Here is a 25,778-nt window from a genome sequence, read left to right on the forward strand (position 1 = left end):
GACCGGCGGGAGCGGGCGCGCGCCGCCGCCGGGCGACCACCACCAGCAGCACGACACCCGCCACGGCGACCCCGCCGCACCCGACGACCGCCAGCCACACGGCCGCCGGCAACGGCGTCTCGTCCCTGCCCGCGCTGATGGCCGCCTGCGAGTCGCTGAGGTACTTGGCCACGTACGGGTGCTCCGGGTACAGGTTCTGGACCTGGCGGAACTTCGGCACCGCCCTCTTGTAGTGCCGCTGGAAGAACGAGTCGAGCGCCTGGTTGTAGGCGATCGAGGCCGGGGACAGCGCCGGGCGGACGTTCCTCTCGCGGAGCTTCTCCTTCACCACGCTCACCGGCAGGACCAGCTGCTGGTTCTGGGCGGCCTGCCCGTCGGCGTCGTTGAGGCCCGCGATCAGGATGCCGACGACCCTGCCCTCGTCGCTGAAGACCGGGCCGCCGGAGTTGCCGCCGTAGGCCGGGGCCTGGGTCTGGAAGTAGGGCACGCCGCTCCGGGTCGTGCGCTGGGCGTTGTAGGGGCCCTGGGTGAAGGTGGGCTGGAGGCGGCTGTCGAGGCTGAGCGTGCCGTTGCCGGTGACCGTTCCGGGGAAGCCGTCGATGAAGAAGGTGTCCCCGACCTGGACGTCCCTGTCGTCGCCGAGCTCCAGGGTGGGCAGGTTGGCGACGTTGCCGACCTTCAGGATCGCGACGTCCTTGCCGGGGTAGCCCTCCCCGGTCGCCACGACCTCGGCGGGCAGCTCCCTGGCGGTCTTGTCGACGCCGCCGCCCGGCACGCTCCGCAGCACGCTGGTCGTCTGGGACAGCCCGCGCATCCGCAGGTGCCCGGCGTTGAAGCCGGCGAACATCGCCGCGCTCATGCGGTTCAGCTCGTCGTCGGCCCGCACGCCCGCCAGCAGCGCCCGGACGTTGCCGGCGTCCCGCTTGGCGAGGTCGGTCAGCGCCTGCTTGGCGAACGTCGTGGCGATCTGCTTCTCGTCGGGCTTCACGCAGTGCGCGCCGGTGACCATGTACCCGTCGGCGGTGACCCACCAGCCGGTGCAGGTCCCGGCGGTCGACGCCCGGACCGTGCGGTCGGGGCCGATCGGCCGCAGGTAGGCGTCGACGTCCTTGCCCATCCGCCCGACCAGCGCCTTGGCGATGCTGAGCTTGTCGCGCGGGATCTCCCCCTTCAGCACGTCGGTGGTGACCTCGCGGGTCAGCCGCCGGAACGCCGCGTCCCGCAGGCCGACCGACGGAACGGTCAGCTCCGCCGAGTACCGCGTCATGATCAGTTGGACCGCGGGGTGGGACCGGGCCGCCAGCCGCGTCGCCTCCGGCGCCCTCCGCTCCTCGGCCGCCGCCGTTCCCGGTAGCGCCGCCACCCCCAGCCAAGCCGCGACCAGAGCCCCCATCACTCTGCGCATGCCGTCGCACCGCCTCCCCCGGACCCCCGTCCGATGTCCTTGTGTCCGGGCCATCGTGGGCGGGTCCCCGTCCCGCTGTCCTGAGGCGGACGCCCCCGTTGGGACGGGACAGCGAGCAGGACGTTTTAGCATTCCATTACTTTTGAGCCAGGGAGTGCTGATGGGCGTGCCGGAACGCGTGCGGGGGGCCGGGAGAACGGCCTTACTGCTGGTGCTGGCGGCGGTCGCGATGGTCGCCGCCTCGCTGGCGCTGCGCTCCGGGCTGCCCGGACGCCTCCGGCAGCCGCTGTGGCACCCCGAGGCCGTGGTCGCGCTGACCTACACCCCGGCGGCGGCGCTGCTGCTGCGGCACCTGCCGCGGCTGCGGGTGGCCTGGGTCGTGATGGTCGCGGGCCTGGCCGCCGCGCTGTACATGCTCGCCCTGCACCTGGGCCCCTGGCTGCGGCTGCGCGACGCGCCGGGCGCGGGGGCGTTCGAGTGGCTGGGCCTGTGGCTGTGGGCGGTGGACTTCTACCTGCTGGTCCTGGTGCTGCCGCTGATCTTCCCCGACGGGCGGCTGGTGTCGCGGTGGTTCCGGCCGGTGCTGGCGGCGGCGTGCGCGGTGCCGCTGGTGGTGTGTGCGCACCTCACGGTGGACCCCGGCGTCCGGCGGGTCGACGGCGGCGTGGCGATCTACCCGCTGGGCGAGATCCCCTGGCCGATCAGCGTGACGATCCTGGCGACGCTGGCGGCGTGCCTGGGGTCGGTGGTGGTGCGGTTCCGGCGGGCCACGCCGGACGTGCGGCGGCAGATCGCCTGGGTGATGTACGCGGGCGTGCTGGCGATGGCGGTCAACGTCGTCGGCCAGGCCGTCCCGGTCCCCGGGGCGCTGCGCAACGTCGTCACCGCCGCCGTCCCGGTCTGCATCGTGATCGCCATCACCCGGTACCGGCTCTACGACATCGACGTCGTCATCAACCGGACCCTGGTCTACCTGGGCGTCGCCGCCGTGATCTCGGTGGTGTACCTGTCGCTGGTCGCGCTCGCCGGGGCGGTGGCGTCGATGTCGGGCCGCACCGCCGGGCTGGTCGGCGCGATCGTGGCGGGCGCGGCGTTCGCGCCGGTGCGGCGCTCCCTGCAACGCGCGGTGGACCGGGTCATGCACGGCGAACGCGACCCCTACCGGCTGGCCGACCGGCTCCAGCGGCGGCTGCAGACCGCCTCCGACCCGGGCGCGGCGCTGGCCGGGGCGATCGGCCTGGTCGGCGAGGCGCTGCGCGCGACCGGCGTGGTCGTGGAGGTCCTGGACCGCGAGGGCCGGGTGGTGACGGTCGCGCAGGAGGGGTCCCTCGGCGACCGGCCCCGGCTGGTCCCCCTGGTGTGGCACGGCGACCCGGTGGGGCGGCTGGTGTTCTCGGTGCCCCGCTCCCCCGACGCCCGGCTCGCCGGGATCATGGCGCGCAACCTGGCCGAACTCGCCAACGCCACCCGGCTGGCCGCCGACGTCCAGCGGTCCCGCGAGCGCATCCTGCGCACCCGCGAGGAGGAGCGCCGCCGACTGCGCCGCGACCTGCACGACGGCCTCGGCCCGACCCTGGCCAGCCTGGCGATGGCGGTGGACACCGCGCGGCTGAAGCTCAGGAGCGACCCCGAGGCCGTGGACGCGCTGCTGGAGAACCTGCGCGCCACCATGGGGCGCACCATCGGCGACATCCGCGAGCTGGTGTACGGGCTGCGCCCGCCCGCGCTGGACGACCTGGGCCTGGCCGGGGCGATCGAGGCGCTGGGCGGGGTCGTCGAGGCGGGCGACGGCCCGAGCGTTCAGGTCGAGGTGGAGGGCGACCTGGAGGCGCTCCCGGCTGCGGCCGAGGTCGCCGCCTACCGGATCGTCCAGGAGGCGCTGACCAACGTCCACCGGCACGCCCGCGCCGGGTCGGCGGTGGTCCGCCTGCACCTCAACGGCGATCTGCACGTCACGGTCGGCGACGACGGCGTGGGGATGCCGCCGAGCGCGCGTTCGGGTGTCGGGATGTCGTCGATGCGCGAGCGCGCCGCCGAGCTGGGCGGCTCCTGCACGGTGGGGCCCGGTCCGGACGGCGGGACCGTGGTCCACGCCCGCCTGCCGGTGAACGGCTCGACGCACGACGGCTGAGCACGGCGGCTGAGCATGAGGGCTGAGCACGGCGGCTGAGCATGAGGGCTGAGCACGGCGGCAGAGAAGGCACACCCCTCTGGGAGGGCCAGTGACCGCCCCCCGCCAAGAAGGTCGCCACCGGCCCTCGGGCGCCGCTCGGACCGGGGCTCCCATCCCGGTTCGTGCGGGCCATTCACCAGAGGGTGTGCACGAGGAAACTATGCCCGCTCGGGTCCCTGGTATCAGGGACAGATGTCCCGACTCATCCGGGACATCTGGACATGGTCACCCGTTCGATGCGGTGACCAGCCATTCCGGGCGCAGCTCGCCGTCGGCGACCAGCACGGCGGGACCGCACAGATGGCTGGTCTCACCGTCCAGGAGCACGGTGAGGCGGCCGCCGGGGACGTCCACGGTCCACTCGCCCCGCGACGGCTCCCCGCCCGTCTCGCCGACCGCCGCCGCCACGGCCGCCGCGACCGTTCCGGTGCCGCAGGAACGGGTCTCGCCCGAGCCGCGCTCGTAGACGCGCATCTCCAGGTGGCGGTCGCCGACCTGGCGGAAGAACTCCACGTTCACGCCCTCGGGGAACGCGGCCGGGTCGAAGCCGGGGGCGCGGGTCAGGTCCAGCGCGGCGACGGGCGCGTCGACGCGGCAGGCCAGGTGCGGGTTGCCCATGGACACGCGCTCGCCGGTGAACGTCTGCCCGCCGACCGACGCCTCGCCCGTTCCCAGGTGCCGCGGCGCGCCCATGTCCACGCACACGTCGCCGGTCGCGCCCAGCACGACCCGGCGCAGCCCCGCGCGGGTCGCCAGGTCCCACTCGCCGGGGGCGGCCAATCCCGCCTCCACCAGGTAGCGGGCGAAGACGCGGACGCCGTTGCCGCACATCTCGGCGACGCTGCCGTCGGCGTTGCGGTAGTCCATGAACCACTCGGCGTCCGTGTCAGCGACGCCCGGGACACCGGCGGCCTTGGTCCGCACCACCCGCAGGACGCCGTCGGCCCCGATCCCGGCGCGCCGGTCGCACAGCCGCGCCACCATCTCCGGCGTCAGCTCCAGGCTCCCGTCCGGGTCCGGCAGGATGACGAAGTCGTTCTCGGTCCCGTGTCCCTTGGCAAAACGCATGCCACCGATCGTATGGGGCTTCCGATCGTGGTGGGTGACGGCCGTGGTGGGTGACGGCCGTGGTGGGCTACAGCAGGGCCAGCGCCCGCTCCACGAGGTCGGGCGCGTCGTACGGCAGCCACACCACGCGCGGGTCCCGCCGGAACCACGACTCCTGCCGCCGGGCGAACCGCCGCGTCAGGCGGATCGTCTCCTCCCTGGCCCGCTCCTCGGTCCACTCCCCCGCCAGGAACCGCAGCACCTGCGCGTACCCGAGGGCGCGCCCGGCGGTCAGCCCGTCGCGCAGGCCCCGCTTCTCCAGCTCGCGGACCTCGTCGACCAGGCCCGCCTCCCACATCCGCGCGACGCGCAGCGCGATCCGTTCGTCCAGCTCGTCGCGCGGGATCTCCAGGCCGATCTGGACGACCGAGCCGTAGCGGTAGCGGTGCTCGGGCAGCGTCGCGGTGAACGGCCGCCCGGTGATCTCGATGACCTCCAGCGCCCGCACGATCCGCCGCCCGTTGCTCGGCAGGATCGCCTCGGCGGCCCCGGGGTCCCTCTCCCGCAGCCGCCGGTGGAGCGCGCCGGGGCCGACCTCGGCGAGCTCGGCCTCCAGCCGCGCCCGCACCGCCGGGTCGGTCCCGGGGAACTCCATGTGGTCGACGGCGGCCCGCACGTACAGCCCGGACCCGCCGACCAGGATCGGGACGTTGCCCCGCCCCCGGACCTCGGCGATCTTCTCGGCGCCGAGCCGCTGGAACTCCGCGACGCTGGCGGTCACCGTCACGTCCCAGATGTCCAGCAGGTGGTGCGGGACGCCGCGCGTCTCCGCCGGGGTGAGCTTGGCGGTGCCGATGTCCATGCCCTGGTAGAACTGCATCGAGTCGGCGTTGATCGCCTCGCCGCCCACCCGCAGCGCCAGTTCCACCGCCAGGTCGGACTTCCCGGCGGCGGTGGGGCCGACGACCGCGATCACGTCTGGAGAGGTCACACGCTTAATTCTGGCAACAGAACGGGTATGGATCAGACCGTGAGGGGCGTCCGCCGGAACGCGGACGCCGACCAACGGGGATTCGGGGGGATCCACATGAGCTTCGTGGACAAGGTCAAGGGGATGCTCGGCCAGCACCCCGACAAGGCGGAACAGGGCGTGGACAAGGCCGGTGACATGATCGACAAGAGGACCGGCGGCAAGTACTCCGACAAGGTCGACATGGGGCAGGACAAGGCCCGGGACTACATCGAGGGCGCCCGTCCCGGCGACCGGCCCAGGCCCGCCGACCCGAACCAGCCGCCGCAGTAGCCCATCCGGCTCTGACCGGCTCGCCGCGTCGCCCGTCCGGCCGCGCCCGCGCGGCGGCGGGCGACGGTCGCGGCGGCGTCAGGAGGGGACCGAGCAGCCCGTCGTGGCCGGCGGGGCGGCCGGGCGGCCGATGGACGGCATCCCCAGGGAGACGCCCTTGGGCTGGGCCCGGCGGGCCTCCCAGGCGTCGCCGGCGCGGGTCCGGCGCACGCCGTGCGTCCGGTCGGCGACCAGGTGGTGCGGGGCCGCGTAGGTGACCTCGACGGTGACCATGTCGCCGGGGCGGACCGGCTCGCCCGGGACCGCGAAGTGGACCAGGCGGTTGTCGGGGGCGCGGCCGGACAGGCGGCGGGTCGCCTCGTCCTTGCGGCCCTCGCCCTCGGCGACCAGGACCTCCAGGGTGCGGCCGAGCTGCTTCTTGTTCTCCGCCCAGGAGATCTCCTCCTGGAGGGCGATCAGCCGCTCGTAGCGCTCCTGCACGACCTCCTTGGGGATCTGCCCGTCCATGGTCGCGGCCGGGGTCCCGGGGCGCTTGGAGTACTGGAAGGTGAACGCCGACGAGAACCGCGCCTCGCGGACCACGTGCAGGGTCTGCTCGAAGTCCTCGTCGGTCTCGCCGGGGAAGCCCACGATGATGTCGGTGGTGATCGCCGCGTCCGGGATCGCCGCCCGCACCTTCTCGATGATCCCCAGGTAGCGCTCCTGCCGGTAGGAGCGGCGCATCGCCTTCAGCACCGGGTCGGAGCCGGACTGCAGCGGCATGTGCAGCGACGGCATGACGTTGGGCGTCTCGGCCATCGCGGCGATCACGTCGTCGGTGAAGTCCTTGGGGTGCGGGGAGGTGAAGCGGACCCGCTCCAGGCCCGCGACGTTCCCGCAGGCGCGCAGCAGGCCCGCGAACGCCGACTGCCCGCCCTCCGTCATCGCCCGGACCTCCTCCGGCGCCGACGCCAGGGAGCCGAAGCCGCTGCCGTAGGCGTTGACGTTCTGGCCCAGCAGGGTGATCTCGACGACACCGTCGGCGACCAGCGCCTCGACCTCGGCCAGGATCTCGCCGGGACGGCGGTCCCTCTCCTTGCCGCGCAGCGACGGCACGATGCAGAACGTGCAGGTGTTGTTGCAGCCCACCGAGATCGACACCCAGGCCGCGTACGGCGACTCGCGGCGGGTCGGCAGCGTCGAGGGGAAGGTCACCAGGGACTCTTCGATCTCGACCTGCGCCTCCTGCCGGACGCGCGCCCGCTCCAGCAGCACCGGGAGCGACCCGATGTTGTGGGTGCCGAACACCACGTCCACCCACGGGGCCCGCCTGACGATCGTGTCGCGGTCCTTCTGCGCCAGGCAGCCGCCCACGGCGATCTGCATGCCGGGGTGGCCGTCCTTGACCGGGCGCAGGTGCCCGAGGTTGCCGTAGAGGCGGTTGTCGGCGTTCTCCCGGACGGCACAGGTGTTGAACACCACCACGTCGGGCTCCCCGCCCTCGGCGCGGACGTACCCGGCGTCCTCCAGCAGGCCCGACAGGCGCTCGGAGTCGTGGACGTTCATCTGGCACCCGTAGGTACGGATCTCGTACGTGCGGGGGCTCTCGGTAGGCGCACTCATGACAGTCACCAAGGGTACGCGGACCGGCCGACCTCCCGTGCGATGATCACCATCCGGTCACCGCCTGATCACTCCCCGGCGACGCGCCGGGGGCAACGGTGCGGTCCGATAGTGCCAGAGCACTACCGGGCACGCCACCGACGTGGGTATTCGTGATCGGATCGGAACCGTCGGGAGCCTTTTCCGGCATCCTGGATGTCGTAAAGTCCGAGCCCATGACGGACAGCGCAGGCGGGCCCGACCTCACCAAGGGCGGTGGCGGGCCCCAGGATGACACTCCCGGTGGCGGGCCGCTCGTCGTGGTCGAGAACGTCAACAAGCACTTCGGCGACCTCCACGTTCTCCGGGACATCAACCTGACCGTGCAGCGCGGTGAGGTGGTCGTGGTGATCGGACCCTCGGGCAGCGGCAAGTCCACGCTGTGCCGGTCCATCAACCGGCTGGAGCCGATCGACAGCGGCAAGATCCTGATCGACGGCAGGGAGCTGCCCAAGGAGGGCAAGGAACTGGCCCGGCTCCGCTCCGACGTGGGCATGGTGTTCCAGTCCTTCAACCTGTTCGCCCACAAGACGATCCTGGAGAACGTCACGCTGGGGCCGGTCAAGGTTCGCAAGCAGGACAAGCAGGCCTCCGAGAAGCACGCCATGGAGCTGCTGGAGCGGGTCGGGATCGCCAACCAGGCGCACAAGTACCCCGCCCAGCTGTCGGGCGGCCAGCAGCAGCGGGTGGCCATCGCGCGGTCGCTGGCGATGAAGCCGAAGGTCATGCTCTTCGACGAGCCGACCTCGGCCCTCGACCCTGAGATGATCAACGAGGTGCTCGACGTCATGACCTCCCTGGCACGGGAGGGTATGACGATGATCGTGGTCACTCACGAGATGGGCTTCGCCCGCAAGGCTGCGCAGAAGGTGGTGTTCATGGCCGACGGGCAGATCGTCGAGTCCAACACCCCCGAGGAGTTCTTCACGAACCCGCAGACCGAGCGCGCCCAGGACTTCCTTTCCAAGATCCTCACGCACTGAGCCGCGCGGCTCCGGCATTGAAAGCAGAGGTACTACAGATGCGTGTACGTCAGATCGTGGCCGCCGCGGCCGCCGCCACGCTGGCCCTGGGCCTCACCGCCTGTGGCAGCGACACCGAGAAGAAGGCCGCCGAGTCCAAGGGCCTGGTCGACAAGGCCAAGTCGGACAAGAAGCTGATCGTCGGCGTGAAGTACGAGCAGCCGGCGCTGGGCCTGAAGAAGCCCGACGGCAGCCTCGAGGGCTTCGACGTCGACGTCGCCAAGTACATCGCGGGCAAGCTCGGCGTCCCCGAGAGCGGCATCGAGTTCAAGGAGGCCCGCTCCGAGAACCGCGAGTCCTTCCTGCAGACCGGCCAGGTCGACCTGGTGATCGCCACCTACTCGATCACCGACTCCCGCAAGCCCAAGGTGACCTTCGGCGGCCCGTACTACGTGGCCCACCAGGACACCATGGTCAAGTCCGACAACACCGGCATCAAGAAGGCCACCGACCTCAAGGGCAAGAAGATCTGCAAGGCGGCCGGCTCCAACTCCTGGCGCCGCGTGACCGACCCGGCCCCCGACGGCAAGCTGGACCTGGACGCCACCCTGGTGGACGCGACCGGTTACGCCGACTGCACCGCCAAGCTGGCCTCGGGCGCCGTGGACGCGGTCTCCACCGACGACCTGATCCTGGCCGGCTTCGCCGCCCAGCAGAAGGGCAAGTTCAAGGTCATCAACGACCCGTTCACCGACGAGAAGTACGGCGTCGGCATCCGCAAGGGCGACACCGCGGGCTGTGAGGCCGTCAACAAGGCCATCACCGACATGTACACCGACGGCACCGCCAAGAAGCTGCTGGAGAAGCACTTCACCGGTGCGGGCCTGAAGCTGCAGACCGACAAGGCCCCGACCTTCGAGGGTTGCGCCTGACCTGCTCTGACGGACCGCGCCGCGCCGGTGTCCCCGCTTCTCGGGGCACCGGCGCGGCCCTGAACGGGTGAAAACTGATGAACGAACTGTTCAACTTCACCGAGGTCTTCGACAACCTCGACAAGATCCTGTCGGGCTTCTGGGCGACGATCCGGCTGGCCTCGGTCACCGCGGTCCTGGCATTGATCATCGGTACGGTGCTGGTGTCGTTCCGGGTGTCGCCCACCCCGGTGCTGCGCGGTGTCGGCACGGTCGTCGTGAACGTGCTGCGCAACACGCCGCTGACGCTGGTGGCGCTGCTGTGCGTGTCCGGGCTCAGTGACGTGCTCAAGGTGACCTTCTCCGACACGCCGTCGGTGAACGGCTACTGGTGGGCGGTCACCGCGCTGTCGGTGTACACCGGCGCGTTCGTCTCCGAGGCGTTGCGCTCGGGCGTCAACACCGTCCCGCTGGGGCAGGCCGAGGCGGCGCGGTCCATCGGGCTGACGTTCGGCCAGTCGCTCCGGATGATCATCCTGCCGCAGGCGTTCCGCGCCGTGATCGGGCCGCTGGGCAGCGTGCTGATCGCGATGATCAAGAACACCACGATCGTCGCGGCCGTCGCCTACGGTGTGGACGCCGTCTCCGAAATGAAGATCATGTTCTTCGATCTGGGCGCCTCGCTCCCGATCTTCATCGGCTTCGCGATCGGCTACCTGATCCTGACCCTGCCGGCAGGCTTCTTCTTCGGCTGGCTGGCCAAGCGAATGGCGGTGGCGCGGTGAGTGCTGAGGCCAGTGTCCTCTTCGACGCCCCCGGCCCCCGGGCCCAGCGGCGCAACCTGATCCTCACCGTCATCTCGGCGGTGGTCCTGGTCGCCGTGCTCGCCGTCATGGGCTGGCAGCTCAAGTCCAAGGGGCAGTTCGCGGCGAACCTGTGGGAGCCGTTCCTCAAGCCCGAGGTGTGGACCGGCTACATCCTCAAGGGTCTGGCCAACACGCTGAAGGCCGCCCTGGTCGGCTCGGTGCTGGCGCTGGCGTTCGGCGCGGTCTTCGGCCTGGCCCGGCTGTCGGACCACGCCTGGCTCCGCGTGCCGGCCGGCGCGGTGGTCGAGTTCTTCCGCGCGATGCCGCTGCTGATCCTGATCTTCCTGGCGTTCTTTGTGCCGCCGTCGATCAGCCCGATCATCGCCGACGGCCCGCTGGGCAACTTCCAGCGGGTCATGGTGGAGACCCTGGGCGCCCCGTTCGGCGTGGAGATCAGCCGCGGCGTGGTCACCGTGCCCGCGTTCGCCGCGCTGGTGTTCGGCCTGGTGCTGTACAACGGGTCGGTGCTCGCCGAGGTCATCCGGGCGGGCGTGCAGTCGATCCCGCGCGGCCAGTCCGAGGCGGCCTACTCGATCGGCATGCGCAAGAACCAGGTCATGCGGATGATCCTGCTGCCGCAGGCGGTCACCGTGATGATGCCGGCCATCGTCAGCCAGATGGTGGTGCTGCTCAAGGACACCGCCCTCGGCTTCATCATCGCCTTCGAGGACCTGACCAGCTACGGCTTCAAGATCCTGCCGGCGAACTACTTCAACCTGCTGCCCGCCGCGTTCGTGATCTCGATCATCTACATCGGGCTCAACATGGCGCTGAGCGGCCTGGCCAACAAGCTGGAGTCGCGCACCCGCCGCAGCGCGAAGGTCGCCGCCGGGACGCCGAGCGCGGCCGGCATGACCGCCACCGGCCGGATCACCGGTGACGGTGGTGCGGTCGGCGCCGGCGGTGACGGCGGCGCCGCGGGCGGCTGACCCCCCCCCGTTCGCCCCTGGGGCCCCGCCGGGAATCCGGCGGGGCCCCTTTCGGTTGTCGCGGGCGTGGCTCACGAGGTGGACGTCGCAGTGATCGGGGCGGGGCAGGCGGGCCTGTCGGCCGGATACCACCTGCGGCGCGCGGGGATCGGGTTCGTCATGTTCGACCACGCGCCGCGCGCGGGCGGGGCGTGGCAGCACCGGTGGCCGACGCTGACGTTGGGGAAGGCCCACCGGATCCACGACCTGCCGGGGATGCCGCTGGGCGAGCACGACCCGGCGCGGCCCGCCGCGCGGGTGGTGTCGGAGTACTTCGCGCGGTACGAGGCGGCGTTCGACCTGCCGGTGCACCGGCCCGCCGACGTGACCTCGGTGACCGACGCCCCCGACGGGCGGCTGCTGGTGCGTTCCTCCGACGGCGATTACCTGGTGCGGGCGCTGGTCAACGCGACGGGGACGTGGGACAAGCCGTTCTGGCCGTACTACCCGGGGATGGAGACGTTCCGGGGACGGCAGCTGCACACCGCCGACTACCGGGGGCCGCACGAGTTCGCCGGGCGGCGGGTGGTGGTCGTGGGCGGCGGCGCCTCGGCGACCCAGGCACTGGTGGAGATCGCTGAGGTGGCCGCCGGGACCACGTGGGTGACCAGGCGGCCACCGGTATGGCGCGAGGGGCCGTTCGACGATCAACGGGGCCGTGAGGCCGTCGCGCGGGTCGAGGAGCGGGTGCGGCGCGGCCTGCCGCCGGGCAGCGTGGTCGGCGCGACCGGCCTGCTGCTCACCGACGAGATGCGCGCGGCGCGCGAGCGCGGGGTGCTGGACCGGCTGCCGATGTTCGAGCGGATCACCCCGGCCGGCGTCGTCTGGGCCGACGGGACCGCGATCGAGGCCGACGTGATTTTGTGGGCGACCGGATTCCGGGCGGCGCTGGACCATCTGGCCCCGCTGCGGCTGCGCGGCCCCGGCGGCGGGATCGCCGTGGACGGCACCCGCGTCGCCGCCGACCCCCGGATCCATCTGCTGGGATACGGGCCGTCGGCGAGCACGATCGGCGCCAACCGGGCGGGCCGCGCGGCGGTGCGGGAGATCGTCCGGCTGCTGGTGGGACGGTCGCCGGGCACGACCGGAACGGGCGGGAACGAACCAAGAGTGAGGGTCGTCACGCCCGTCTGAGACCTCCCCGGTGAGCGGCTTGTATCTTTCCGAAGTCAACTGCCCCGTCATGGCCCCAACCACCCCGCGCATGCGGGACGATTCGGTTATGACCGCTCGCGCGACCCTCCCCTACGGCTCCTGGCCCTCTCCCATCTCCGCGACCGACGTCGCCCGCGCCCGGTTGCGGCTCGGTTTCCCCCTCGTGTCCGGCGGCGACGTGTGGTGGCAGGAGACACGGCCGGAGGAGGGCGGGCGCACCACGGTCGTCCATCTGGCGGGCGGGCAGCGGACCGAGCTCCTCGCGGCCCCCTGGGACGCGCGCACCCGTGTCCACGAGTACGGCGGACGTTCCTACCTGCCCGTTCCCGTCGAGGACGGCCACGCGCTGGTCTTCTCCCACTACGAGGACCAGCGGCTGCACCGCCTCGACCCCGACGATCCGAAGCCGCGTCCCCTCACCCCCGAACCGGCCGTCCCCGGCGGGCTGCGCTACGCCGACTACGTCCTGTCCCCCGACGGGACCGAGGTGTGGTGCGTGTGCGAGGGGCACACCCCCGACGGCGTCCGCCGCGCCATCGTCGCCGTTCCGCTGGACGGCAGCGCCGCCGAGGACGCCGCCGCGGTCCGCGAGCTGGTGACCGGCGCGCACTTCTACGCCTCCCCCGCCCCGTCGCCGTCCGGCGGGCACCTGGCGTGGGTGCAGTGGAGCCACCCGCGCATGCCGTGGGAGGGCACCGAGGTGCGGGTCGCCGCCCTGGAGGACGGCGTCGCCACCGCGCCGCGCACGGTCAAGGGCGGGCTGAACGAGTCGGCGCTGGCGCCCCTGTGGGCCGACGACAGCACCCTGTACGTGATCTCCGACTGGCCGGGCTGGTGGAACATCTACCAGGTCGGGCTGCACGGGGAGTCGCCGCAGGCGCTGTACCCGGCCGAGGAGGAGTTCGCCGCGCCGCTGTGGCAGCTCGGCGGGATGCCATACGCGCTGCTGGAGGACGGGCGGCTGGCGGTGCTGCACGGCGAGGGCGACCAGCGGATCGGGATCTACGATCCCGACACGCTGGACCTGGTCGACCTGGAGGTCCCCTACGACCACTGGCAGCCCATGGTGTCGGCCGACGGGACCACCGTCGTGGGCATCGGCGGCGGCGCGGCCGTCCCGCCGTCGGTGGTGCGGATCGACACCGCCACCGGGCGCGCCGAAGAGCTGCAGCGCGAGCTGGAGGAGCTGCCCGACGCCGCCTACCTGCCGACGCCGCGCGCGGAGAGGCTGGAGGGCCCGTTCGGGCGGCCGGTGCACGCCTACGTGTTCCCGCCCGCCAACCCCGAGGCCGTCGGCCCCGACAACGAGCTGCCGCCCTACGTGGTGTTCGTGCACGGCGGCCCGACCAGCCGTTCCTCCACGGTCCTGAACCTGGAGCGGGCGTACTTCACCAGCCGCGGCATCGGCGTCATCGACGTCAACTATGGCGGCTCGTCCGGCTACGGCCGCGCCTACCGGGAACGGCTGCGCCGCCAGTGGGGCGTGGTGGACGTGGAGGACGCCATCGCGGCCGCGCAGGCGCTGGTGGACGGCGGGATCGCCGACCCGGAGCGGCTGGCGATCCGGGGCGGCAGCGCGGGCGGCTGGACGACGCTGGCGGCGATCACCCAGACGGACCTGTTCAAGGCCGCCACGTCCTACTACGGCATCAGCGAGCTGCAGAGCTTCGTCGCGACCACGCACGACTTCGAGTCGCAGTACCTGTTCGGCCTGATCGGTCCGCTGCCAGGCTTCGAGCGCGCCTACGAGGAGCGTTCGCCGCTGCGGCGGGCGGACCGGGTGGCGTGCCCGGTGCTGCTGCTTCAGGGGCTCGACGACCCGGTGGTGCCCGCCGACCAGTCGGAGCGGTTCGCGGAGGCGCTGGCGGAGAAGAAGATCCCGTACGTGTACCTGACGTTCGAGGGCGAGGCGCACGGGTTCCGGCGCGCCGGGACCGTGGTCCGGTGCCTGGAGTCGGAGCTGGCGTTCTACGGGCGGACGCTCGGGTTCAAGCCGCGCGACGTCGACCCGATCGACCTCAGCGTGGGCTGACGCGGGCGCCGCGCGAGGGCATCGCGCGGGGATACCGCGTGACCGGGGCGTTCCCGGTCACGCGGGCCGCGCCGCTTGCGGGCTCCGGTCAGGCGCGGCTGTCGGCGAGCTTGCGCAGGTTGTGGATGTCCTTGTCGAAGTAGGGCGAGTACGACGTGTAGTGGGTGTTGCCGCCGCCCTGGTAGCCGCCGAGGACACCGTTGACGTAGCCGGTGTTGTTGCGGGGGTTGTAGTTCAGGATCCAGGGACTGCCGCTGGTGCCGCCGTAGAAGCCGCCGCAGTCCATGCGGATCTGGTAGCGCGACTGCCGCCTGGTCTTGACGCGGCACCAGATCGGGCGGTCGCGGCGGTCCCAGGCGGCCTTGGGGTTGCCCGCGACGTTCACCCACAGCCCGGTGCCGCGGTTGATGCCGAGGCGGTAGGCGCCGACGACGCTCTGGATGTTGCGGCCCTTGCGGGGGTTGAGCGTGACGAACCCGAAGTCCAGGTCGGGGTCGCCGCGCTTCTGCCAGCCCGAGTAGACCAGCGCCGACCGGGCGGTCCAGACGCCGTAGGGGGCCCGGCCCCGGTCGTACTTGGGCACGAACGCGACGTTCTTGACGTAGCCGTGGCCCTTGCCGCCGTGGATGCAGTGCGCGGCCGTCAGCAGCAGCCGCTTGGAGTTACTGGCGATGACCGAGGCGGTGCAGTAGTGGTCGCGCTTGTCCTGGGTGGTGAAGAACAGCGCGCCGATCGTCCGGACCCCGCCGAACGCCTTGGCCGTGGGGACGCCCCGGGGCGTCGCGGCACGCGCTCCGACCTGCGGCTGGAGGGCGCGTCCCGCCACCGGCGCGGCGGCGGTCATCCGCCGGGCGGTCCAGTACCTCTCGGTCTGGTCGGCCTCGGCCGCGCTGACCTGGAGGGGGGCCGCGACGTCCGCCGCCTCGCGGACCGGGGGGTTGGTCCGGGAGTGGACGACCGCTCCCACTCCGGCCGCGACGACCCCCGTCGACGCCACGACCGCCACCGTCCATCGCATCTGCCCCTTACGCATTCGCCAGAACCTACAGATTCTTCGATCACTGCACAACGCGCACGATCACCTGACGTTTGTCAGCCAAGGCTGACAAACGGGCATATGTCAGCTTAGGCTGACACCATGCCGACGATGACGGAGCTGGCGGCCGCCGCCGACAGCGACGACCCGGGGACCGGACTGGCCGCCGTGGCGGCCCTGCGGCGGCTCGCCGACGAGCTGGAGGCGCTGCACGTGCACAACGCCCGAGCGCGGGGCTGGTCCTGGCAGGCCATCGCCGACGCGCTCGGCGTCCGCCGCCAGTCGGTCCACAAGAAGCACGCCCGCCGTTCCGTGAGGGAGAAGTGATGCGACTCGACCGGTTCTCACCGGCCGCGCGGCGGACCGTCGTGCGCGCGGGCGTGCTGGCCGCGCGTTCGCGGCACACCGCGCTCGGCACGGGCCCGCTGCTGCTGGCCCTGGCCGAGGAGCGGCCGCTGCCCGGCGCGGCGGCCCCCGCGATCCGCGCCGAGCTGGACGTCCCGCCGTGGCGGGACCGGGAGCTGCTGGCCACGATCGGGATCGACCTGGACGAGGTGCGCCGCCGCGCCGTGGACGCGACCTCCACCCACCCGGACGACCCGGCGTTGTGGCGGCTCGAACGTTCCCGGCTGCGTCCGCTGCGCATCGTGCTGACCGGTCCGGCGACGCGGGTGGTGTGCGACGAGGGCGGCCGCAAGACGCTGGAGGTGGCGTTGTGGGCGGCGCGGCGGGGCGGGCGCGCGTTCGCCGACTGCGACGACCTGCTGTGGGGGCTGCTCGCCGACGGCTCCCAGGAGTCGGTGCGCGTCCTGCGGCGGCTGGACGCCGACCTCGGGCGGCTCTGGGCGGGGCTGCGCGAACGAGCCGCCTGACGGGTCGGCGGGAGGGGTCAGCGGGCGAACTCGGTGGCGCGGGACTCCCGGACCACCGTCACCCGGATCTGGCCGGGGTAGGTGAGCTCGTCCTCGACCTGCTTGGCGATGTCGCGGGCGATCACCTGCGCCTGGATGTCGTCGACGGCGTCGGGCTTGACCATGACGCGGATCTCGCGCCCGGCCTGCATCGCGAACACCTTCTCCACGCCCTCGTGCTTCTCGCGGGCGATCTGCTCCAGGCGTTCCAGCCGCTTGACGTAGGCCTCCAGGGACTCGCGGCGCGCGCCGGGCCGGGACCCGCTGATCGCGTCGGCGGCCTGGGTGAGCACGGCCTCGACGGTGCGGACCTCGACCTCGTTGTGGTGCGCCTCGATGGCGTGCACGACGTCCTCGTGCTCGCCGTAGCGCCGGGCGATCTCCGCGCCGATCAGGGCGTGGCTGCCCTCCACCTCGTGGGTGAGGGCCTTGCCGATGTCGTGCAGCAGGGTGCAGCGCTTGGCCAGCTCGACCGGCAGCCGCAGCTCGCTGGCCATGATCCCGGCGATGTGGGCCGACTCGATCAGGTGCTTGAGGACGTTCTGGCCGTAGGAGGTGCGGTACCGCAGCTGGCCCAGCAGCGCGATCAGCTCCGGGTGCATGTCGGTGATGCCGACCTCGACCAGGGCGTCCTCCCCCGCCCGCACGCACAGCTGCTCCACGTCGCGCTTGCTGCGCTCGTAGACCTCCTCGATGCGCTGGGGGTGGATGCGGCCGTCCTGGACCAGCTTCTCCAGCGTCAGCCGCCCGACCTCGCGGCGCACCGGGTCGAAGCAGCTCAGCAGCACCGCCTCGGGCGTGTCGTCGATGATCAGGTTGACGCCGGTGGTGGACTCGAACGCGCGGATGTTGCGGCCCTCGCGGCCGATGATGCGGCCCTTCATCTCGTCGCTGGGCAGGTGCAGCACCGACACCACCGACTCGGCGGTCTGCTCGCTGGCGACCCGCTGGATCGCCAACGTCACGATCTTGCGGGCGCGCTTGTCGCCCTCGGCGCGGGCGGCGTTCTCGATCTCGCGGACCAGCGGGATGGACTCGCGTTTGGCCTGGTTCTCGACGGCGGCGACGAGTTCGGCCTTGGCCTGCTCGGCGGTGAGCCCGGCGGCCTGCTCCAGGATCCGCCGCCGCTCCTCCTCGGCCTTCCCCAGCTCGACCCTGCGCTCCTCCAGGCCGCGCTTGGTCTCGGCGAGCCGCCCGGACCACTCCTCCAGCCGGCGGACCTCGCTGTCGAGGCGCTGCTCGCGTTCGGCGAGACGGGACTCGCGGCGCTCCAGGTCCTCGCGCAGGGTGCGGATCTCCTCCCGGGCGGCGCGGGCCTGCTGCTCGGCCTCCTCGCGCCCCGCCTCGACGATCTCCCGCACCTGCCTGTCGGCCTGCTCCAGGAGCTCCTTGGCCTCCCGCTCGGCACGGTCCAGAATGTCCCGCGCCTCCTGCCGGGCCGTCTCCCGGCCGCGCCGCCCCACGCCCGGGCGCCCCGTGACCACCAGGGCGACCAGGGCCACCAGCAGCGCCACACCCAACAGGACGCTCACCATGAGGCCGACCCTTCCTCGCCGCGGGCCTCGGGGGTTCGGGGCCCTGTCACCGCGAGGATTTACCCGCACCCCGCCGGGTACGCGGCATCGTCCGAGCACCCGCACGGGGCTCGGCCGACGACGGCCAAGACGGCGTCCTCTATGCCTCTCAGCTGCTAGAACATGCTCAGTCTTATGGCAATCCGCGGTGCGCGGAGTAACTCCTCACTGCCGTAACGGTAAGCGGCACGGAGGTAATGAGCAAGCAAACGAGGGTCATTCCGGACTAACCGAACGTCGGCGTGAGTAGTCCCTTACCGACGCCCACCGCCGCTCACCTGCCCCATCGGCTGCCAGGAACGGGAGACGCCCGTCAGGCATCCCATGACTACGGCGTGTCGTCGGCCCCCCAGTCGCCTTCGGGCACATCGTCCCCCTCGGCCTCCAGGACCTCCTTGACGACCCGGTAGGCCAGTCCCGAGGAGTACCCCTTGCGGGCGAGCATCCCGACGAGCCGCCGCGTCCGCTTGACCGGGTCCACTCCCCGCGTGGACCGCAGCTTGCGTTCCACGAGCTCGCGGGCCCGCACCTCCTCCTGCTCGGAGTCGAGCGCCTCCACGGCCTCGCTGACGGTCTCCTGGTCGACCCCCCGCTGCCGCAGCTCGGCGGCCAGCGCCCGCCGCGCGAGCCCGCGCCCCGCGTGCCGCGACTGGACCCAGGCCTGGGCGAACGCGGCGTCGTCGATCAGTCCGACATCCGCGAACCGTCCCAGCACGCGCTCGGCGACGTCGTCAGGGATCCCCTTACGTTTGAGGGACTCGGCGAGCTGGGACCGGGTCCGGGGCGACCCGGTCAGCAGCCGCAGGCAGATCTCCCGGGCCCGCGCCTCCGGATCGGAGGTCTTCTGCTCCGCACGCTCCTCCCGAGAGGTCCCTTCCTCCCAGGCGGACCGGGAACCGTCCCAGGGAGCCTTACGCCGCTTCCCACGCCGCCGGGAGCGCCCACCACGTTCCTCGGCGCCGTCCGCGGCCTCGCTCTCCCCAGCGGCGTCTTCCTCCGGGGACGCCCCACCGGCCGCCTGGCCCCGCCGACGCCCGGCGCTCTGCCCCCACTCGCCGCCGACGGCTTCCTCAGCCTGAGACGCGTCCGCCCGGGCGCTCCGCCGCCGACGGGTCCCCCGCGTCCGCTCCCCATCGGCGTCCTCCGCTACTTCACGGTCCGACGGGGTGGCCTCCACGTGCGCGGCCCGCCGCCCAGCGGGTTCCTGGGCCTGCTCATCCCCTCCGCCAACGCCCTCTGCCGCCCCGCCGACCGAGGAGGACGCATCCACGCGTACGTCCCGCCGATCGGACTCCTGCGCCCGCTCCTCGCCCTCGCCAACGGCTTCCGTTACTCCGCCGCCCGAGGAGGGGGCGTCCATGTCCGCCGCCCGCCGTCCCACGGGCTCCTGCGCCCGCTCCTCGCCCTCGCCAACGGCTTCCGTTACTCCGCCGCCCGAGGAGGGGGCGTCCATGTCCGCCGCCCGCCGTCCCACGGACTCCTGTGCCTGCTCATCATCTCCACCGGCGGCTTCCTCGATCCCGCCGTGCTGGGGCGCACTCACCTTCCTGGTCCGCCGCTTGCCGGACCCCCGCGCCTGCTTGCCGTCTCCGCCGACAGCTTCATCCACTGCGCTGTCAGCCCCGGGCGCGCCCATCCGCTCCGACCCGTCGGCGTGATCGTCCCGCTTTTGGGTCTTCTCCGCCGCATGAGCCCGCCCGGAACGTCCCCGAGGACGTTTCTCCACGCCCGCGTGAACGTCTGCGTCCTCGACGCTCTCCGCCACGTCCGCAGACGGCTCGTCCTCGTCCACAGGCACGGGCACGGGCACGGCGGGCTGGTCTGTCCAGGGGTTCGGGGCGTCGGCATCCGGCTTCGGGAACGGCGAGGGCGGCGGCGTCCCGGCGCTGCGCTCCCAGGGAACGGAAGGAGCCTCACGTTCGCCGGCCTCAGAGCCCGCGAGGTGGGTGCCGCGCGGTGGAGATGCCTCGGGCGCCAGGGGTTCGTCCGCAGGGGACGCGTCGGTGGGCGACGACGTGAGCGGCTCGCCGGTCCACGGGTTCACCGGCTTCTCGGCCTCCGCCGAGGCGTCCGGCTCGGACGGCGCGTCAGAACCGGTGGGCCCGCCGGTCCACGGGTTGGTCGTATCCGCAGCCCAGGGGGTCGGAGCGGTGGAAGGCTCCGGCGGAACGAACCAGGAACGCCGCTCGGCGGGACGCCCAAGATCGGCGAACGGCCCCTCAGCCGCAGGCCGCCAGTCCGCGTTCTCGGTCCCGGCCTCGTCGGAGGGCTCCTGCCGGGGCTTTTCCTCGGGGTCCACGAGCGTTCCTCCTCTGCGATCCGTCCACGCCGGTCACAAGCGTCTCGGCGGCTTCGCCTCACCATGCAGGACAAGAGCGGGGTCGCGACCGAACCACGCGGAACGCCACTCCACGATCGCCTCCCCACGACACGTTCCAGCAACCCGACCACAGCGCCGAGCCACCACCGCAGCTCCCCCCACGGCGCCGCATGACCGACGCCACCGGGAACGGCCGCCGTCCGGCCGCTCCAGAGCCCACCACATGATCACGAAAAGGCCACGCCGTGCCCACCGTGCCGCCGTGCCCACCGTGCCCACCTTGCCCACCACGCCGAGTGGGTGTTGTGGCTTTTCTTGGGGGCTGCTCGGCCTGCTGTGCGTGCGCGGAACTCGTGCGCCTTTGGCAGGGGCTTGGGGTGGTGTTCCCTCGCCGCTCGTTTGGAGATGTCCAACTACGCCGTTGAGGGCCGCCGCCGGGTCTTGTCGGCGGGGGCTGGGCCAGGTAGTTGGGCACCTCTTGGGGCGGTGAGGATGTGCTGTTGTTCGGTCTTCGTACGTGTTGGTCCGGAGGCCGTGGTGTGGGCCGCTGTCGGGGTGCGGCGCTGTTGGGGTTGCTGTGGGCCGGGCCTCTGCGTGCGGGAGGCGGGGCTTGATCGGTCCGTTGATCGGGTGGGCGGTGGAACGGGCGGAGCCGAGCGGAGCGGCGGCGCCTTCGGGGAAGGGCCCGCGGATGGGGCGGGCAGGGCGCCGCCGCCCAGTGCAAGGGATCATCGCTCGAACCGCCGTCAGGAGTCACCCGGTTCAACGGAACGTTCGTCGGGAGTTCCCGGTCAGTCGCCGCTCTTGGCCGCCCTGGAGTTCTTGCGGGTGGCCGCGGTGGCCGGCTTGGCGGCCGGGGTGATGGCGGGGGGCACGGCGGGCGCGGTGGCCCCGGCGGCGCCCTCCTCGGCCGGCTTGTCGACCTTGGGGCCGACGCCCAGCTTCTCCTTGATCTTCTTCTCGATCTCGTCGGCGGTGTCCGGGTTGGACTTGAGGAAGTTGCGGGCGTTCTCCTTGCCCTGGCCGAGCTGGTCGCCCTCGTAGGTGTACCAGGCACCGGACTTGCGGACGAAGCCGTGCTCCACGCCCAGGTCGATCAGGCCGCCCTCGCGGGAGATGCCCTGGCCGTACAGCAGGTCGAAGTCGGCGACCCGGAAGGGCGGGGCCATCTTGTTCTTGACGACCTTGACGCGGACACGGTTGCCGACCGCCTCGGTGCCGTCCTTGAGGGTCTCGATGCGCCGCACGTCCAGCCGGACCGAGGCGTAGAACTTCAGCGCCCGGCCACCGGTGGTGGTCTCCGGGGAGCCGAACATGACGCCGACCTTCTCCCGCAGCTGGTTGATGAAGATCGCGGTGGTCTTGGTCTGGTTGATGGCGCCGGTCAGCTTCCGCAGGGCCTGCGACATCAGGCGGGCCTGGAGACCCACGTGGCTGTCGCCCATCTCGCCCTCGATCTCGGCCCGGGGGACGAGCGCGGCCACCGAGTCGATCACGACGATGTCGATCGCGCCGGAGCGGATCAGCATGTCGGTGATCTCCAGGGCCTGCTCGCCGGTGTCGGGCTGGGAGACCAGGAGCGCGTCGATGTCCACCCCGAGCTTGCTCGCGTACTCGGGGTCCAGGGCGTGCTCGGCGTCCACGAACGCCGCGATGCCGCCCTTCTTCTGCACGTTGGCCACGGCGTGCAGCGCGATCGAGGTCTTACCGGAGCCTTCCGGACCGTAGACCTCCACGACGCGGCCGCGCGGCAGGCCGCCGATGCCCAGTGCGATGTCCAGGGAGATGGAACCGGTCGGGATGACCTCGACCGGGACGCGGGCCTCTTCCCCCATCCGCATGACCGAGCCCTTGCCGAACTGACGCTCGATCTGCGCGAGCGCGGTCTCGAGGGCCTTCTCCCGGTCGTTCGCTGCCATTGCGATGCCCCTTGTCTCTACCGTCGTCCATACGTCGCCGGTGTGGTTGCGATGTCGTAGGCGACGTTACGAGAAGCCACTGACACTTTCGCGGCTTCGACGCGGTGCTGTGGATAACGTCGCGCGCCCCATCAGCTTACCGAACATCCGTTCGATCAGGGCCGCGTCCGGCGATTCGCCCGGGAATCTCCGTGCGCCGGAGGCGGGATTGCCCGTACGCTGGCGGCGTTCACGGAGGGTTTTTCATGACGCTGACCGTTCTCTTCTGCGTCGATCCGCTCCACCCTCGGCGCGTTGATCCCCACTTCGCCCGTGAGGCCGCCGCCGTGCGGGACCACTATGGCGAAATCGCCCTGATCGACCACGACGCCCTGCAACGCGGCGACGTCGAGCACGCCGTGCGGTCGGTCCCCCGCGACCTGGGCCCGGCCTGGTACCGGGGCTGGATGCTGACCTCCGCCGAGTACACGGCGCTGGCGGGGGCGTTGCGGCGGCGCGGCTCCCCGCTGCTCACCCACCCCGACGACTACCAGCGCGCCCACGAGCTGCCCGGCTGGCACGACACGTTCGCCGGACTGACCCCGAACAGCGTGTGGCGGCCCCTGTCCCCCGGCGAGGATCCGGGCGACCTGAGCGACCTGGTACGGCCGTTGCGCAGCGGCCCGGCCGTCGTGAAGGACTACGTCAAGTCCCGCAAGCACGAGTGGGACGAGGCGTGCTACGTGCCGGACGTGAGGAACCTCACCCGGCTGCGCGCCGTGGTCAGCAAGATGGTCGCGCTGCAGGGGGAGTTCCTGGCGGGCGGCGTCGTGATCCGCGAGTTCGAACGGTTCGACGGCGCGGGCGAGTCGCGCGTGTGGTGGGTGGACGGCGAGGCGGTGCTGGTGGGGCCGCATCCGGACAGCCCGGGAACCCTCCCCGACCCGGACCTGGCGGCCGTGGCCCCGGCGGTGCGGGCGCTGGGCTGCCGCTTCATCACCACCGACCTGGCGTTGCGCAGCGACGGCGAGTGGCGGGTCGTGGAGGTGGGCGACGGTCAGGTCAGCGACCTGCCCTCGACGACCGATCCGATGGATCTGTACGCCCACCTGCCCGTTCCGGACTGAGCGCCCGGCGTCGACTCCCTTGGGACGGAATCCGCCGGAACGGCCCGGAACGCCCGTCCGCCATGCCCGGAACCGGGAGGACTCCCCTACCGTCTCAGCGGAGTCCACCTCTAAGCTAACCCCCGCGACGCCGAATCGCTGCCGCACGGTGGCCCCACCGTGCGGAGTCGTGCGGGTGTCGGCCACCTCGTTTCGAAGGGCGTGTTCACGTTGCCTCCTCAGGATCCCGGTCGCAGGCTCCGCTCCCGGACCGTCAAGGTCGGCATGGTCAGTGCGCTGTCGCTCACCCTGGTGGCCTGCGGCTCCAAGACGACGACGGCGTGGTGCGTGGACCGCACGCTGCCCGGCTCCAAGGGCGGCTACCGGGTCGTCCCCGACTCCTACTGCGACAAGCGGGACATCGAGCGCGGCACGGTGAGCTACGGCCGCTACTTCTGGTACTACGGCGGCAAGCGCGACGGCTCCACCGGAACGGTGTCGGGCGGCAGCTCCTACGGCCCCAGCAAGGGGAAGATCAAGTCGAGTTCGGGGCACACGCTGGTGCGCGGCGGGTTCGGCGGCGGCGGCCGAAGCGGGGGCTGAGCGAGTGCGACGCGAGCGTTCGACGCCCCGCCCCGACTGGCCGCAGAAGGTCGAGTCGCAGGGACTGGCGTTCCACCGGACGGCCCACCCCGAACACCTGCCCCGGCCCTACTGGGACGAGTCGGTGCACTACGTCTTCGACATGGACGAGGTGCTGGCGCTGGAGGAGACCGTCGAGGAGCTGCACCGCATGTGCCTCCAGGCGGTGGAGCACGTCGTCACCACGGGCCGCTACCACGTTCTGGGCATCCCCGACTGGGTGGCGCCGCTGATCGAGGAGTCGTGGCGGCGCGACGACCCGCACCTGTACGGGCGGTTCGACCTGCGGTACGACGGGACCGGTCCGGCCAAGCTGCTGGAGTACAACGCCGACACCCCCACCGCGCTGGTCGAGAGCTCGATCGTCCAGTGGTACTGGCTGCAGGACGTGTACCCCGACGACGACCAGTGGAACTCCATCCACGAACGCCTCGTCGACCGGTGGAAGCAGATCGGTTCCACGCTGGGCGGCGGGCCGCTCCACTTCGCCTGGACCCACGAGGACGAGACCGGCGAGGAGGTCATGACGATCGCCTACATGCAGGAGACCGCCGAGGAGGCGGGCCTGCCGGGCACGGCGATCGCCATGGAGGACATCGGCTGGGACTCGGCCCGGGAACGCTTCGTCGACCTGGACGAACGCGAGATCGGCGCGTTGTGCAAGCTGTACCCGTGGGAGTGGATCGTCGCCGAACCGTTCGGCCGCAACATCCCCGGCGCCCCGACCCGCTGGATCGAGCCCATCTGGAAGATGGTGCTCTCCAACAAGGCGCTGCTGGTGCTGCTGTGGGAGATGTTCCCCGGCCACCCGAACCTGCTGCCCACCTACCTCAACACGCCCGCCGACCTCACCTCCTACGTGCAGAAGCCGCTGCTGGGGCGGGAGGGCGCGAGCATGCGGATCGTCACGCCGGACGGCGGCGAGCACCGCACGCAGGGCGAGTACGGCAAGGAGGGCTTCGTCTTCCAGGAGTTCTGCGCGCTGCCCGACTTCGACGGCGAGCACCCGGTGCTGGGCGCGTGGGTGGTCCACGACGAGTCGGCGGGCCTGGGCATCCGGGAGACCGCCGGGCTGATCACCGACGACACCTCGTCGTTCGTTCCCCATCGCATTCCGCTGTGACCTTCCAAGGAGATCCATGACCACGCTCGCGCAGACGGCGGCGGACGACAATCTCGGCCTGTTCCTGCTGGAGGGCACCGGGGCGCTGCTGGCCTACGCCGCCGTCGGGCTGGCGCTGTTCGTGGCCGGGTTCTACATGACCGACCTGGTCGTCCCCGGCCGGTTGATCACGGTGCTGCGGCAGCACCGCAACCCCAACGCCACGCTGCTGGTGTGCGCCTCCATGGTCGGGGTCGGCCTGATCACCGCGGTGTCGATCTTCGCGGCGGGCGGGGACCTGGTGGAGGGCCTGTCGCGGACGGCGGTGTTCGGGCTGGTCGGCATCCTGGCGCAGGGCCTCGCCACGATGATCTTCGACCGGCTGATCGGGATCAACGTGCGGGAGCTGGCCGACGACGCCGAGGACCGGCTCGAACCGGCGGCGATCCTGCTGGCCGTCGCCAACCTGATGATCGGCTTCGTGGTCGCCGTCTCGGTCTACTGACCCGCCGGCGCGGGCCGTCAGTGCAGGCGCTGCGGCACGTCGAACGTGGCGACGACCGCCTGCCAGACGCGCTTGGCCGGCTCGCCGTCGGCCAGGGCCTGTTCGACGGTGCGGCCGCCCAGTTCGGCCAGGACGTAGTCCCTGGCGACGCTCTCCGCGTAGCCCTCACCGAACTGCTCGTTCATCCGCTGCCAGAAAACCGTGAGCCGCACGGGACCACG

The 25,778-nt window shown here is 71.9% G+C and carries 23 protein-coding genes; 14 read left to right on the plus strand and 9 right to left on the minus strand.

The genetic code is table 11. The annotated features are described in order from the left end of the window. A partial coding sequence (locus AKI01S_RS27800; protein ID WP_157420195.1) for a S1 family peptidase occupies nt 1-1,405 on the minus strand: 1,405 nt, incomplete at its 3' end. Nucleotides 1,406-1,565: 160 nt separating this feature from the next. Between AKI01S_RS27800 and AKI01S_RS27805 the strand changes: the two genes are divergently transcribed. Further along, entirely contained in the window at nt 1,566-3,536 is a 1,971-nt protein-coding gene (locus tag AKI01S_RS27805; RefSeq protein ID WP_067824424.1) for a sensor histidine kinase, read from the plus strand. Nucleotides 3,537-3,803: 267 nt separating this feature from the next. Here the strand turns inward: AKI01S_RS27805 and dapF are convergent, their stop codons facing one another. Both dapF and miaA read right to left on the minus strand, forming a co-directional pair. Continuing rightward, nucleotides 3,804-4,646: a diaminopimelate epimerase gene (gene dapF, locus AKI01S_RS27810; RefSeq protein WP_067824425.1), complete on the minus strand. Its 843-nt coding sequence runs from the start codon at nt 4,644-4,646 to the stop codon at nt 3,804-3,806. Between the two features lie 67 nt (nt 4,647-4,713). Then, the gene (gene miaA / locus AKI01S_RS27815; RefSeq protein ID WP_067824426.1) at nt 4,714-5,601 is read right to left on the minus strand and encodes a tRNA (adenosine(37)-N6)-dimethylallyltransferase MiaA; all 888 of its coding nucleotides are present in this window, start codon (nt 5,599-5,601) and stop codon (nt 4,714-4,716) included. Nucleotides 5,602-5,712: 111 nt separating this feature from the next. Between miaA and AKI01S_RS27820 the strand changes: the two genes are divergently transcribed. After that, nucleotides 5,713-5,928, plus strand: coding sequence for an antitoxin (locus tag AKI01S_RS27820; protein WP_067824467.1), 216 nt, complete (start codon nt 5,713-5,715; stop codon nt 5,926-5,928). Between the two features lie 78 nt (nt 5,929-6,006). Here AKI01S_RS27820 and miaB read toward each other — a convergent pair whose 3' ends face one another. Next, complete coding sequence (miaB, locus tag AKI01S_RS27825) at nt 6,007-7,530, minus strand: tRNA (N6-isopentenyl adenosine(37)-C2)-methylthiotransferase MiaB (RefSeq protein WP_067824427.1); 1,524 nt, start codon at nt 7,528-7,530, stop codon at nt 6,007-6,009. Nucleotides 7,531-7,829: 299 nt separating this feature from the next. Here miaB and AKI01S_RS27830 point away from each other — a divergent pair, with 299 nt between their 5' ends. The 6 genes from AKI01S_RS27830 (at nt 7,830) to AKI01S_RS27855 (ending at nt 14,463) form a co-directional block, all read left to right on the plus strand. Further along, nucleotides 7,830-8,552: an amino acid ABC transporter ATP-binding protein gene (locus AKI01S_RS27830; protein ID WP_067824428.1), complete on the plus strand. Its 723-nt coding sequence runs from the start codon at nt 7,830-7,832 to the stop codon at nt 8,550-8,552. Nucleotides 8,553-8,590: 38 nt separating this feature from the next. Then, nucleotides 8,591-9,463: a glutamate ABC transporter substrate-binding protein gene (locus tag AKI01S_RS27835; RefSeq protein WP_067824429.1), complete on the plus strand. Its 873-nt coding sequence runs from the start codon at nt 8,591-8,593 to the stop codon at nt 9,461-9,463. Between the two features lie 77 nt (nt 9,464-9,540). Next, on the plus strand, nt 9,541-10,227 hold the full coding sequence (locus AKI01S_RS27840) for an amino acid ABC transporter permease (RefSeq protein ID WP_067824430.1): 687 nt from the start codon (nt 9,541-9,543) through the stop codon (nt 10,225-10,227). Next, complete coding sequence (locus AKI01S_RS27845; RefSeq protein WP_067824432.1) at nt 10,224-11,237, plus strand: amino acid ABC transporter permease; 1,014 nt, start codon at nt 10,224-10,226, stop codon at nt 11,235-11,237. The genes AKI01S_RS27840 and AKI01S_RS27845 overlap by 4 nt, the downstream gene beginning before the upstream one ends. Nucleotides 11,238-11,315: 78 nt before the next feature. Continuing rightward, nucleotides 11,316-12,410 (plus strand): NAD(P)-binding domain-containing protein, encoded by a 1,095-nt coding sequence (locus AKI01S_RS27850; RefSeq protein WP_084000323.1) that lies wholly within the window; start codon nt 11,316-11,318, stop codon nt 12,408-12,410. Between the two features lie 88 nt (nt 12,411-12,498). Then, nucleotides 12,499-14,463 (plus strand): S9 family peptidase, encoded by a 1,965-nt coding sequence (locus tag AKI01S_RS27855; protein WP_067824434.1) that lies wholly within the window; start codon nt 12,499-12,501, stop codon nt 14,461-14,463. An 88-nt stretch (nt 14,464-14,551) separates the two neighbouring features. On the opposite strand, the gene AKI01S_RS27860 is transcribed toward AKI01S_RS27855, so the two are convergent. Continuing rightward, nucleotides 14,552-15,496 carry a trypsin-like serine peptidase gene (locus tag AKI01S_RS27860; protein ID WP_157420196.1) on the minus strand — a complete coding sequence of 315 codons (945 nt, stop codon included), beginning with the start codon at nt 15,494-15,496 and terminating at the stop codon, nt 14,552-14,554. Nucleotides 15,497-15,601: 105 nt separating this feature from the next. Between AKI01S_RS27860 and AKI01S_RS27865 the strand changes: the two genes are divergently transcribed. Both AKI01S_RS27865 and AKI01S_RS27870 read left to right on the plus strand, forming a co-directional pair. Continuing rightward, nucleotides 15,602-15,826, plus strand: a complete 225-nt coding sequence (locus AKI01S_RS27865) for a hypothetical protein (RefSeq protein WP_067824436.1) — start codon at nt 15,602-15,604, stop codon at nt 15,824-15,826. Then, nucleotides 15,826-16,371: a hypothetical protein gene (locus AKI01S_RS27870; RefSeq protein ID WP_067824437.1), complete on the plus strand. Its 546-nt coding sequence runs from the start codon at nt 15,826-15,828 to the stop codon at nt 16,369-16,371. Before AKI01S_RS27865 ends, AKI01S_RS27870 begins: the two co-directional genes overlap by 1 nt. Before the next feature lie 17 nt (nt 16,372-16,388). Here AKI01S_RS27870 and rny read toward each other — a convergent pair whose 3' ends face one another. The 3 genes from rny to recA all read right to left on the minus strand — a co-directional run bounded on the left by rny (nt 16,389) and on the right by recA (nt 22,223). Continuing rightward, a complete protein-coding gene (rny, locus tag AKI01S_RS27875; protein ID WP_067824438.1) occupies nt 16,389-17,945 on the minus strand; it encodes a ribonuclease Y in 1,557 nt (518 codons plus the stop codon). 367 nt (nt 17,946-18,312) lie between these two features. After that, entirely contained in the window at nt 18,313-19,620 is a 1,308-nt protein-coding gene (locus AKI01S_RS27880; protein WP_369688746.1) for a RecX family transcriptional regulator, read from the minus strand. A 1,475-nt stretch (nt 19,621-21,095) separates the two neighbouring features. Further along, the gene (gene recA / locus AKI01S_RS27885; protein ID WP_067824439.1) at nt 21,096-22,223 is read right to left on the minus strand and encodes a recombinase RecA; all 1,128 of its coding nucleotides are present in this window, start codon (nt 22,221-22,223) and stop codon (nt 21,096-21,098) included. A gap of 245 nt (nt 22,224-22,468) precedes the next feature. Here recA and AKI01S_RS27890 point away from each other — a divergent pair, with 245 nt between their 5' ends. The 4 genes from AKI01S_RS27890 to AKI01S_RS27905 all read left to right on the plus strand — a co-directional run bounded on the left by AKI01S_RS27890 (nt 22,469) and on the right by AKI01S_RS27905 (nt 25,557). Next, nucleotides 22,469-23,329 carry an ATP-grasp domain-containing protein gene (locus AKI01S_RS27890; protein ID WP_067824441.1) on the plus strand — a complete coding sequence of 287 codons (861 nt, stop codon included), beginning with the start codon at nt 22,469-22,471 and terminating at the stop codon, nt 23,327-23,329. A gap of 264 nt (nt 23,330-23,593) precedes the next feature. Next, the gene (locus tag AKI01S_RS27895; RefSeq protein ID WP_084000324.1) at nt 23,594-23,911 is read left to right on the plus strand and encodes a hypothetical protein; all 318 of its coding nucleotides are present in this window, start codon (nt 23,594-23,596) and stop codon (nt 23,909-23,911) included. 4 nt (nt 23,912-23,915) lie between these two features. After that, the gene (locus AKI01S_RS27900; protein ID WP_067824445.1) at nt 23,916-25,073 is read left to right on the plus strand and encodes a glutathionylspermidine synthase family protein; all 1,158 of its coding nucleotides are present in this window, start codon (nt 23,916-23,918) and stop codon (nt 25,071-25,073) included. 16 nt (nt 25,074-25,089) lie between these two features. After that, nucleotides 25,090-25,557, plus strand: coding sequence for a DUF350 domain-containing protein (locus AKI01S_RS27905; RefSeq protein WP_067824447.1), 468 nt, complete (start codon nt 25,090-25,092; stop codon nt 25,555-25,557). Between the two features lie 17 nt (nt 25,558-25,574). On the opposite strand, the gene AKI01S_RS27910 is transcribed toward AKI01S_RS27905, so the two are convergent. Further along, on the minus strand, nt 25,575-25,769 hold the full coding sequence (locus AKI01S_RS27910) for a DUF3046 domain-containing protein (protein WP_067824449.1): 195 nt from the start codon (nt 25,767-25,769) through the stop codon (nt 25,575-25,577). Nucleotides 25,770-25,778: the final 9 nt, after the last annotated feature.

Source organism: Actinomadura kijaniata NBRC 14229 (assembly GCF_001552175.1).
GTDB lineage: Bacteria > Actinomycetota > Actinomycetes > Streptosporangiales > Streptosporangiaceae > Spirillospora > Spirillospora kijaniata.

Coding starts and splice junctions, on each gene's coding strand:
- AKI01S_RS27855 (WP_067824434.1), top strand. CDS start 12,499: ATGACCGCTCGCGCGACCCTCCCCTACGGCTCCTGGCCCTCTCCCATC.
- AKI01S_RS27895 (WP_084000324.1), top strand. CDS start 23,594: ATGGTCAGTGCGCTGTCGCTCACCCTGGTGGCCTGCGGCTCCAAGACG.
- AKI01S_RS27880 (WP_369688746.1), bottom strand. CDS start 19,620: ATGGGCGCGCCCGGGGCTGACAGCGCAGTGGATGAAGCTGTCGGCGGA.
- AKI01S_RS27820 (WP_067824467.1), top strand. CDS start 5,713: ATGAGCTTCGTGGACAAGGTCAAGGGGATGCTCGGCCAGCACCCCGAC.
- AKI01S_RS27840 (WP_067824430.1), top strand. CDS start 9,541: ATGAACGAACTGTTCAACTTCACCGAGGTCTTCGACAACCTCGACAAG.
- AKI01S_RS27865 (WP_067824436.1), top strand. CDS start 15,602: ATGCCGACGATGACGGAGCTGGCGGCCGCCGCCGACAGCGACGACCCG.
- AKI01S_RS27870 (WP_067824437.1), top strand. CDS start 15,826: ATGCGACTCGACCGGTTCTCACCGGCCGCGCGGCGGACCGTCGTGCGC.
- AKI01S_RS27860 (WP_157420196.1), bottom strand. CDS start 15,496: ATGCGTAAGGGGCAGATGCGATGGACGGTGGCGGTCGTGGCGTCGACG.
- AKI01S_RS27835 (WP_067824429.1), top strand. CDS start 8,591: ATGCGTGTACGTCAGATCGTGGCCGCCGCGGCCGCCGCCACGCTGGCC.
- dapF (WP_067824425.1), bottom strand. CDS start 4,646: ATGCGTTTTGCCAAGGGACACGGGACCGAGAACGACTTCGTCATCCTG.
- AKI01S_RS27805 (WP_067824424.1), top strand. CDS start 1,566: ATGGGCGTGCCGGAACGCGTGCGGGGGGCCGGGAGAACGGCCTTACTG.
- miaB (WP_067824427.1), bottom strand. CDS start 7,530: ATGAGTGCGCCTACCGAGAGCCCCCGCACGTACGAGATCCGTACCTAC.
- recA (WP_067824439.1), bottom strand. CDS start 22,223: ATGGCAGCGAACGACCGGGAGAAGGCCCTCGAGACCGCGCTCGCGCAG.
- AKI01S_RS27905 (WP_067824447.1), top strand. CDS start 25,090: ATGACCACGCTCGCGCAGACGGCGGCGGACGACAATCTCGGCCTGTTC.
- rny (WP_067824438.1), bottom strand. CDS start 17,945: ATGGTGAGCGTCCTGTTGGGTGTGGCGCTGCTGGTGGCCCTGGTCGCC.
- AKI01S_RS27890 (WP_067824441.1), top strand. CDS start 22,469: ATGACGCTGACCGTTCTCTTCTGCGTCGATCCGCTCCACCCTCGGCGC.